Raw genomic sequence first — 7,414 nt, forward strand, 5'->3', positions numbered from 1 at the left:
AGCCACTCGTTCAGGCTCGGGGGAAGAAGCAGTTCCTGGCCAGGCGAATACGGGCGGAAAGTGGTTCCCATCAGTCATCCTGTTGCTGAAGAATTTTGATCTATTGTGCCAGAATGTAGCTTCTGCCGCGCAGACTCCTAGACTGCCCCTTGATTCACAACAGATAATAGATCACCTGCTCAATGGGGGCAGGGGGCTTCTGGGCACACCAATTAATCATGGTTGGTGCCGATAACATGCTGGAGAATATTTTGATTAGTTGCCCCAAGTGTGAAGGGGTGTGAGTATGGTGCTACTATGATTTCCCTGATGATTGACCTAAAGGAGAAGCTCATGAAATGTCCAGTATGCGAGAGTGTTGATCTGACGATGGCCGATCGACAAGGTGTGGAAATTGATTATTGCCCCAAATGCCGGGGCGTGTGGCTGGACCGGGGGGAGCTGGACAAGATCATCGAGCGTAGTGCCGTAGAACTGGCGCCGCCACCACGTCGCGAGCCAGAACCCCGAGGCTATGACAAGCACGGCGGTTACGGCAAGCATGGAGGCCATGGCAAACATGGGTATCGCCGCAAGTCCTGGTTGTCGGAAATTTTTGATTAGACAGGTTTGTTCAGGCGGCGCAACTCGGGTGGACATGGGCCTGCCTGGTGTCACCGCGGCGCAGGATCCTTACGTCTGGACTTTGACCTGGGGCCTTGACGCGCACCGCGGTCATCTGGTGGTCAAGGATGCGATACGTTGTGTTGGCGGAGGTGAACGTCACCCTTAGAGGAAGCAAATCATGGGACATCATCTTTTCCGGCGACCCAAACACAGACGGTATCGCGACATGGGTGGGTATTATGAGGGCGATGACCATTCCGGCTATCGCGAACGCAGAGCCCTGCCGGTGCTGAATATTCCGACCTCGGTCATCGTGGCCGGGCTGGTCATATGGTCTGCGCTTTCGCTCGGCGCTTGGTGGCTGGTCGATCCGGTCCTCTCCTGGATCTCCGGTGCAGCCGGGCCACTGGCCGATACCGGAGCGGGGCTTGCGAAGTGGTTTGGCCTTGGGGAGGAAGCCACGGCTTTACGTGATGCGGCCAATATTGAGGGGCTGCTCGGCTGGGCGGGTGGATCGATTCATTTTCTTGTCAAGACGGTCGTTCTGCTGGTTTGGGTTGCAGGGCTGATCGCGCTGATTGCAATACCCGCTGTCCTGCGACGAGGACAACGGCGACAGTAGTGCCCGAAGACTGATCGGAACCACCTTGCGCATGACATCCGAACCTCCGGTCATGACCGGACCGCTTCTCTTTCTCGACCATGTCGAGAAATATGTGTTACGGCTCTCTGTCCTTTTCATTGCGGACAATGGCGAGTGCCCGGAGCCAATCGAAACGGTCCACGGCGTACATACAGCGGAAATCCTCGCGGAATACGATCATATGACCGTTTGGCGAGCACGCTTCGACCTGCCCGCAAACCGCTCGTCCTGTTATGCCTGGAACGGCCAAAGTTACTCCTTGGCAAGTGATTTTCGAGGCGATATACGGATCGCCTATGTGTCCTGCAACGGCGAGCAAATCGGCGATCTGGAGCGCGAAGGGTCCGAGCGCAATGCGATGTGGGCACGCCTGACAGAAGATCACCGGAACGCGCCGTTTTCCCTGCTGCTGCACGGTGGCGATCAGGTCTATGCTGACCAAGTCACCGAGGGTCACCCCCTGAGCGAGGACTGGCCCGAACATATCCCCAAGGATCCTTCGCGCGCCGATCTTGCCGATTTGCGCCATTATTTGCGCGAACGCTTCCTGGAGCGCTACGTGGCGCTTTATCGTGCGCCGGAATTTGTCTGGATCGCCGCGCGCGTGCCGTCTCTCATGCAGTGGGACGACCACGATATTTGCGATGGCTGGGGATCGCTACCGGGGTCGAAGACCGACACACCGGTCGGCCAAATCCTGTTTGATGTTGCCCGCGAGAGTTTTTTGACCTTTCAGCATGCCGCAGTAGATGGTGATCTGCCTGAACGGTTCCACGATCCTGCCGGGCTGCATCTGGGCTGGAGTGTTCGCACAGCCGGTCTGCGCCTCCTTGCACCTGATATGAGGTCGGAGCGTACGCGCCACGAGGTAATGGGGGACGGCGGCTGGAAGATGATTCGAGCTGAGGCCTCGACCCCGGTGCAGGGTCACACGTTCCTGATGTCCAGCGTGCCGTTGCTGGGTCCACGCCTGTCGGTGCTTGAGGCTCTGATGGTCGCCATCCCCAAAATGCAGAAATACGAGGACGATCTGCGCGATCAGTGGCAAAGCCGCGCTCACCGTGACGAATGGTGCGATATGCTTCGGGTGATCCGGGACATGGCGCTTGCCAACGGCCATGATGTCACGGTGCTTTCGGGGGAAATCCACCTGGCGACGCGTGCCACGATGAAGCTCGGCGCCGGTCGCTGGTTACACCAGCTGGTTGCCTCGGGCATTGCGCATCGCGCCCCGCCAAGGGTGTGGGCACGAATTCTGGGGGCCCTTGCACAATTTGGTGAATCGCCGCTCAAGGCGTGTCCGATCCGAATCCCATGTATCCCCGGTCAGAAGTCGCGCTATATTGCGGAACGCAACTATCTGGTGCTTGAGCGGCGTTCAGATATATGGCGCGCCCGTTGGGCTCTGGAAGAGAGCGGGATAACACCGCCCCTTATTCTGTGATAATAATCTTCACACATGTATGTAAGGCCGCTAGCGCGGTCGTCGGAGTTTGCGCAGCCGATGATCCAGCACCAATGACCTGTAAATTGTGTGTTATTACCTGCCTTTTTCAATCCGTCATTCACGTCAAGCAGAAGCTCGAACAAATGAACACGCCTTGTATCCCCATCCAGGAAGAGTGGTCCGAGAGTTTGTTCGATCCACTTCATTGGGAGCTTCCTGCAACGGCTTCCTGTTGTCTGGTTGATTACACCGACATTTCCGCATTGGATACCCTACCCACGGGTGTAACAGGTGGAGCAAAACGAAATGCGAGCAAGCGCAGTGCGTTGAACACGACGACAATAGTCGACCCTTCGTGAACCGCCACCGCAGGTCCAATCCCAAGACCGAGAATCGTCGCGGGAACCAGCAAGGCAACAACGCCCAGGCTGAACCACAGGTTCTGTCGAATGATTGAGCTCGTCGACCGGCTCAACGCCACGGCGAAGGGCAAATGGTTCAGGTTATCCGCCATCAGAGCCACATCGGCGGTTTCCAGCGCGACATCCGAGCCCGCCGCGCCCATGGCAATGCCGACTGTGGCGTTCGCCATCGCGGGAGCGTCGTTGACGCCGTCGCCAACCATCGCTACTTTAGCCTCTGCGCGCAGTTTTTTGATCGTCTCCACCTTATCATCGGGCATCAGATCACCGCGTGCCTCGTCAAGGCCGACAGCCCGCGCGACAGCGTCCGCGACCTGCTGATTGTCGCCAGAGATCATGATCATCCGGCGAATGCCGATCGTGCGCAGCGTCTCTATCACCGCCGGTGCCGCTTCGCGCGGCGTATCCATCAGCCCAATCACGCCAAGATATCGGTCGCCTTGGCGAACAACCATCGTGGTGCGGCCGTTCGCTTCCAATGCTTCTATTTGGATCTTCAGAGAAGGAGGAATGGCAGGGCCGCCAATCTCCGCGAACAGGTCATCCTTACCGATGTAGGTTGTCTCGCCCTCGACGTCTGCCACGACCCCGCGGCCCGTAATGCTGCGCAGGTTCAATGACTCGGCGGCAGGCGTATCGCCCAGGCGTTCGCGTCCACCCCTGACAACGGCAGCGGCGAGGGGATGGTCGCTCAACATCTCGACCCCAACCGCCACCCGCAGAAGCTCCTCTTCCGCTACGTCATCGGCCGTCACCACATCGACGAGCTTCGGCTTGCCTTCTGTCAGTGTGCCGGTCTTGTCGAAGGCGATGGCCGTCAGCCGCCCCAGATTTTCGAGCGGGGCACCGCCTTTGATCAGAACACCGCCACGGGCGGCGCGTGCGACCCCGCTGAGAACCGCGCTTGGCGTCGCGATCGCAAGCGCACAGGGGCTTGCCGCTACCAGTACAGCCATGGCGCGATAGAAGGTGTCGCTGAAAGGTTCGTCGACGACGAAGCCCGCAAACAAAAGCGCAACGGCAAGAACCAGAACCGCCGGTACAAAGATGCGTTCGAACCGGTCGGTCAGGCGCTGGGTGGGCGATTGGTTGGTTTCGGCCTCGTTCACCATCTTGACGACGCGGGCGAGGGTCGAATCCGCCGATGTGCGCGTGACTTGAATTTCCAACGCACTGCCGCCGTTGATCGTACCGGCAAAGACACGGTTTTCGGCATCCACGAGGTCGGGTTTTTCCGCGGCAACGGTCGCATCCCCGACGGGTGATTTGTCCACCGGCACGCTCTCGCCTGTGATCGGTGCTTGATTGACGCTGCTTTCACCCTTGATGACGAACCCGTCCGCGGCCAGACGCTCGTTCGGCTTCACCAGCACGATGTCACCGACCCGCAAAGCATCGACGGCGATCTCTTCGACCTTGGCATCCCGGCGCACGGTGGCGGTTTTGGGCGCCAGGGCGCCAAGCGCTTCGATGGCCCGCTTGGCGCGACCCATGGCATAGCCTTCCAGCGCATGGCCAAGACTGAAGAGGAGCAGCAACAATGCGCCCTCGGCCCATTCACCAAGCGCTGCCGCGCCCGCCGCCGCCACCAGCATCAGAAAATCAATCTCGAACCGGCCAGTGCGCACACTGTCAATAGCCTCGCGCAGGGCGTAGTAGCCGCCGAAGAAATAGGCGGGCACGAGGACGAACAGGGGTGCCCATGGCGGCGTCGCCACGAACTTCGGCAAAAGCCAGCCAATCAGCAACAGCGCACCGCACAAGGCCACAAAAATAAGTTCCGTTTGCGCACCAAATATGCCGCCATGCTCATGATCGTGTGCTTCTCCAGTCGGCTCATGCGGTCTGGATTCGTCTTGTACCAGCGACAGTCTCATGTTCTGAAGGGCATTGCGCAGAGTGTTTTCATCAGTTTGCCTTCGATCAAATTCAATCCGCAGCGGCCCCTTGGCATTGGCCTCGGCCTCTACAACCCCCGGGAGACTGCGCAGCTGTGCGCTGACCGCTCTTGCCCGACGTTGATCCGGAATACCTTCAACCTGCCACACGAGGTGCCCGAACTGAGAGGTAATCTCTGCCCCGAACGCCTTGGCGACTTCGCGGACTCGTTCAAGCGAAAGCAATGCGGGGTCGTAATGAATACATAGCTCCATGCCCCCACCGCTTTCTGTATTGCGAACGTGGGCGATAGAGACACCTTCACGAGTTTCCAGGCTCTCGGCTAGCCGCTGTGCACAAGCCCCATGCGCATCCGGCGTGTCGGGAAGGAGGAGCGGGAGGTCAAGGCGAAGTGTTTTTTCCATGGTTGCACATCCTATCTTTTGTTGAAACCAAAACGCGACTGGGATCGGTACCTGGAATATGCTGCGAGACAAACGCAAAGCCGCAGGCACACAACGCTGCTGCCGCGTAGGCTATCATGCTGGCTTCGCGGCGGTGCCATAACCGATCCATTCCGGTCAGCCCGCCCAACACCGTGCTGGCGATTGTTTTGCTCGCAAGCTGCAACTGAAATTTCCAAGCCAACTTCTTTCTCCAGTGTTTTTGTCTTTATCCGTTCAAGTAGGCGTAGATGATATATTCTGCACCGAATTCACTGCTTGTCGCTTCTGCCCGGTGTGTGCGTCAGGTTGACAATACGCGACACCAATCGACATGGAGTACATGGGGCTTATTGCAAGCGCAATGCGAGCTGACGCGTTATTGCCTCCTCTACTGATTTTCTACATGATATCCCTGTGTGATGTGTTCTTGGGCCTCACGGGCATCCAGTTCCCTAGCCCGGATTTCTCATGAAGAAGGTAGCATGAGGAAGGAAGAAGCGGCTTAAAGTGTTAGAATTCAAGTTCCTACACAAAAACCCACACTAAAAGCCGCTATCCAAAATGGTACCTCAAAAACTGACCTTCTCGCCACTCTCCCGCCGCCAGATTGAAGCCGATTTCTCCGGAGGCCATATCACCTCGGATGCCGGTGTGTTGTTACTGCGCGAAGTCGATAAACAACACCGGCTAACCCAGCGACTGGCCGAGACGCTGACCGACCAGCGGGATGCCCGCATGATTCGTCATGGGCTCAACACCATGATCCGGCAGCGCGTCTACGGCGTGGCCAGCGGCTACGAAGATCTGAATGATCATGAAGCGCTTCGCTTTGATCAGGCACTACAAACCGCCACGGGGAATGCCTCGACTCTGGCCGGCAAGTCCACGCTTTGTCGAATGGAGCAGGCGATGGATCGGCAAACCATTGTCAAAGCGCATGAGTTGCTCTGGCACCACTTTATCGAGCAGCATGAGAAGCCGCCCAAGGAAATCGTGCTGGATTTTGACGGCACCGATATTCCGGTGCACGGCGACCAGCCGGGTAAGTTCTTTAACCGGTATTACGACCATCACTGCTACTTCCCGCTTTACGTCTTCTGCGGTAGGCACTTGCTGGTGAGCTATCTGCGCACCAGCAATCGAGGTGATGCCCGGCACAGCTGGGCCATTCTGGCGCTGCTGGTGCGATTTATTCGCGAGTATTGGCCACAGACCCGGATCGTGTTCCGGGGCGACTCCCACTTCAGCAAGCCCCGACTGCTGGCCTGGTGCGATCGCAACCAGGTGGATTACATCGTAGGCATGGCCCGCAACCAGCGGCTGGAGGCGCTTGCCGCCCCAGCCATGGACAAAGTCCGGACCTACTACGAGGCTCATGGCCATAAGCTCGCCAGCACCTTCCGCTTCCGCTACAAAGCCCGAAGCTGGCATAAGCCACGCTGGGTGGTTGCGCGCCTGGAATATGGCCCTCAAGGCCCGAACCCCCGGTTCGTTATCAGCTCCCGCTACGATGACGGATTCAAGCTCTACTACGAACAGTATTGCGCACGGGGTGATATGGAGAACCGGATCAAGGATCAACAACTGGATCTGTTTGCCGGTCGCACCTCCAGCACACACTGGTGGACCAACCAGTGGCGGCTGATCTTATCCGGCTTCGCCTACACCCTGTTCGAGCGTTTGCGGGTGCATCTGAAAAACACGCCCTTCGAACGTATGAGTGCCGGCACCTTGCGCTTGAAGCTGATCAAGGTTGGCGCAGTCATCATCCGCAACACCCGCCGAATACGGGTGTTGATGAGTGATAGCTATCCACACAAGAACGATCTCTCAGCACTGGTTCAGCGCTTGGTGCCCCAGTAGATAATCGGGCTCCCCCGGCCCGATACCAATGGGGGAAAGGGGGAGTTGTGCCTGAATGCCGGAAACTGGCTAAATAATCGCCAACTTCGACCATGACCACTCGGATCTG

General features: G+C 58.1%; 6 protein-coding genes. 4 read left to right on the top strand and 2 right to left on the bottom strand.

Annotated features, from left to right (window positions below):
• Positions 1-333 precede the first annotated feature (333 nt).
• The 3 genes from AC13DD_RS10600 to AC13DD_RS10610 all read left to right on the top strand — a co-directional run bounded on the left by AC13DD_RS10600 (position 334) and on the right by AC13DD_RS10610 (position 2,693).
• The gene (locus AC13DD_RS10600) at positions 334-603 is read left to right on the top strand and encodes a TFIIB-type zinc ribbon-containing protein (RefSeq protein ID WP_172515652.1); all 270 of its coding nucleotides are present in this window, start codon (positions 334-336) and stop codon (positions 601-603) included.
• A gap of 181 nt (positions 604-784) precedes the next feature.
• Positions 785-1,228 (top strand): hypothetical protein, encoded by a 444-nt coding sequence (locus AC13DD_RS10605; protein WP_039882014.1) that lies wholly within the window; start codon positions 785-787, stop codon positions 1,226-1,228.
• Between the two features lie 31 nt (positions 1,229-1,259).
• A complete protein-coding gene (locus tag AC13DD_RS10610) occupies positions 1,260-2,693 on the top strand; it encodes an alkaline phosphatase D family protein (RefSeq protein ID WP_074211047.1) in 1,434 nt (477 codons plus the stop codon).
• Positions 2,694-2,940: 247 nt separating this feature from the next.
• Here the strand turns inward: AC13DD_RS10610 and AC13DD_RS10615 are convergent, their stop codons facing one another.
• Positions 2,941-5,421 carry a heavy metal translocating P-type ATPase gene (locus AC13DD_RS10615; RefSeq protein WP_008173696.1) on the bottom strand — a complete coding sequence of 827 codons (2,481 nt, stop codon included), beginning with the start codon at positions 5,419-5,421 and terminating at the stop codon, positions 2,941-2,943.
• Complete coding sequence (locus AC13DD_RS10620; protein WP_136632012.1) at positions 5,399-5,644, bottom strand: hypothetical protein; 246 nt, start codon at positions 5,642-5,644, stop codon at positions 5,399-5,401. The genes AC13DD_RS10615 and AC13DD_RS10620 overlap by 23 nt, the downstream gene beginning before the upstream one ends.
• A gap of 359 nt (positions 5,645-6,003) precedes the next feature.
• Here AC13DD_RS10620 and AC13DD_RS10625 point away from each other — a divergent pair, with 359 nt between their 5' ends.
• Positions 6,004-7,305: an IS1380 family transposase gene (locus tag AC13DD_RS10625; protein WP_041336316.1), complete on the top strand. Its 1,302-nt coding sequence runs from the start codon at positions 6,004-6,006 to the stop codon at positions 7,303-7,305.
• Positions 7,306-7,414 lie beyond the last annotated feature (109 nt).

The organism is Marinobacter sp. L-13 (assembly GCF_056857715.1).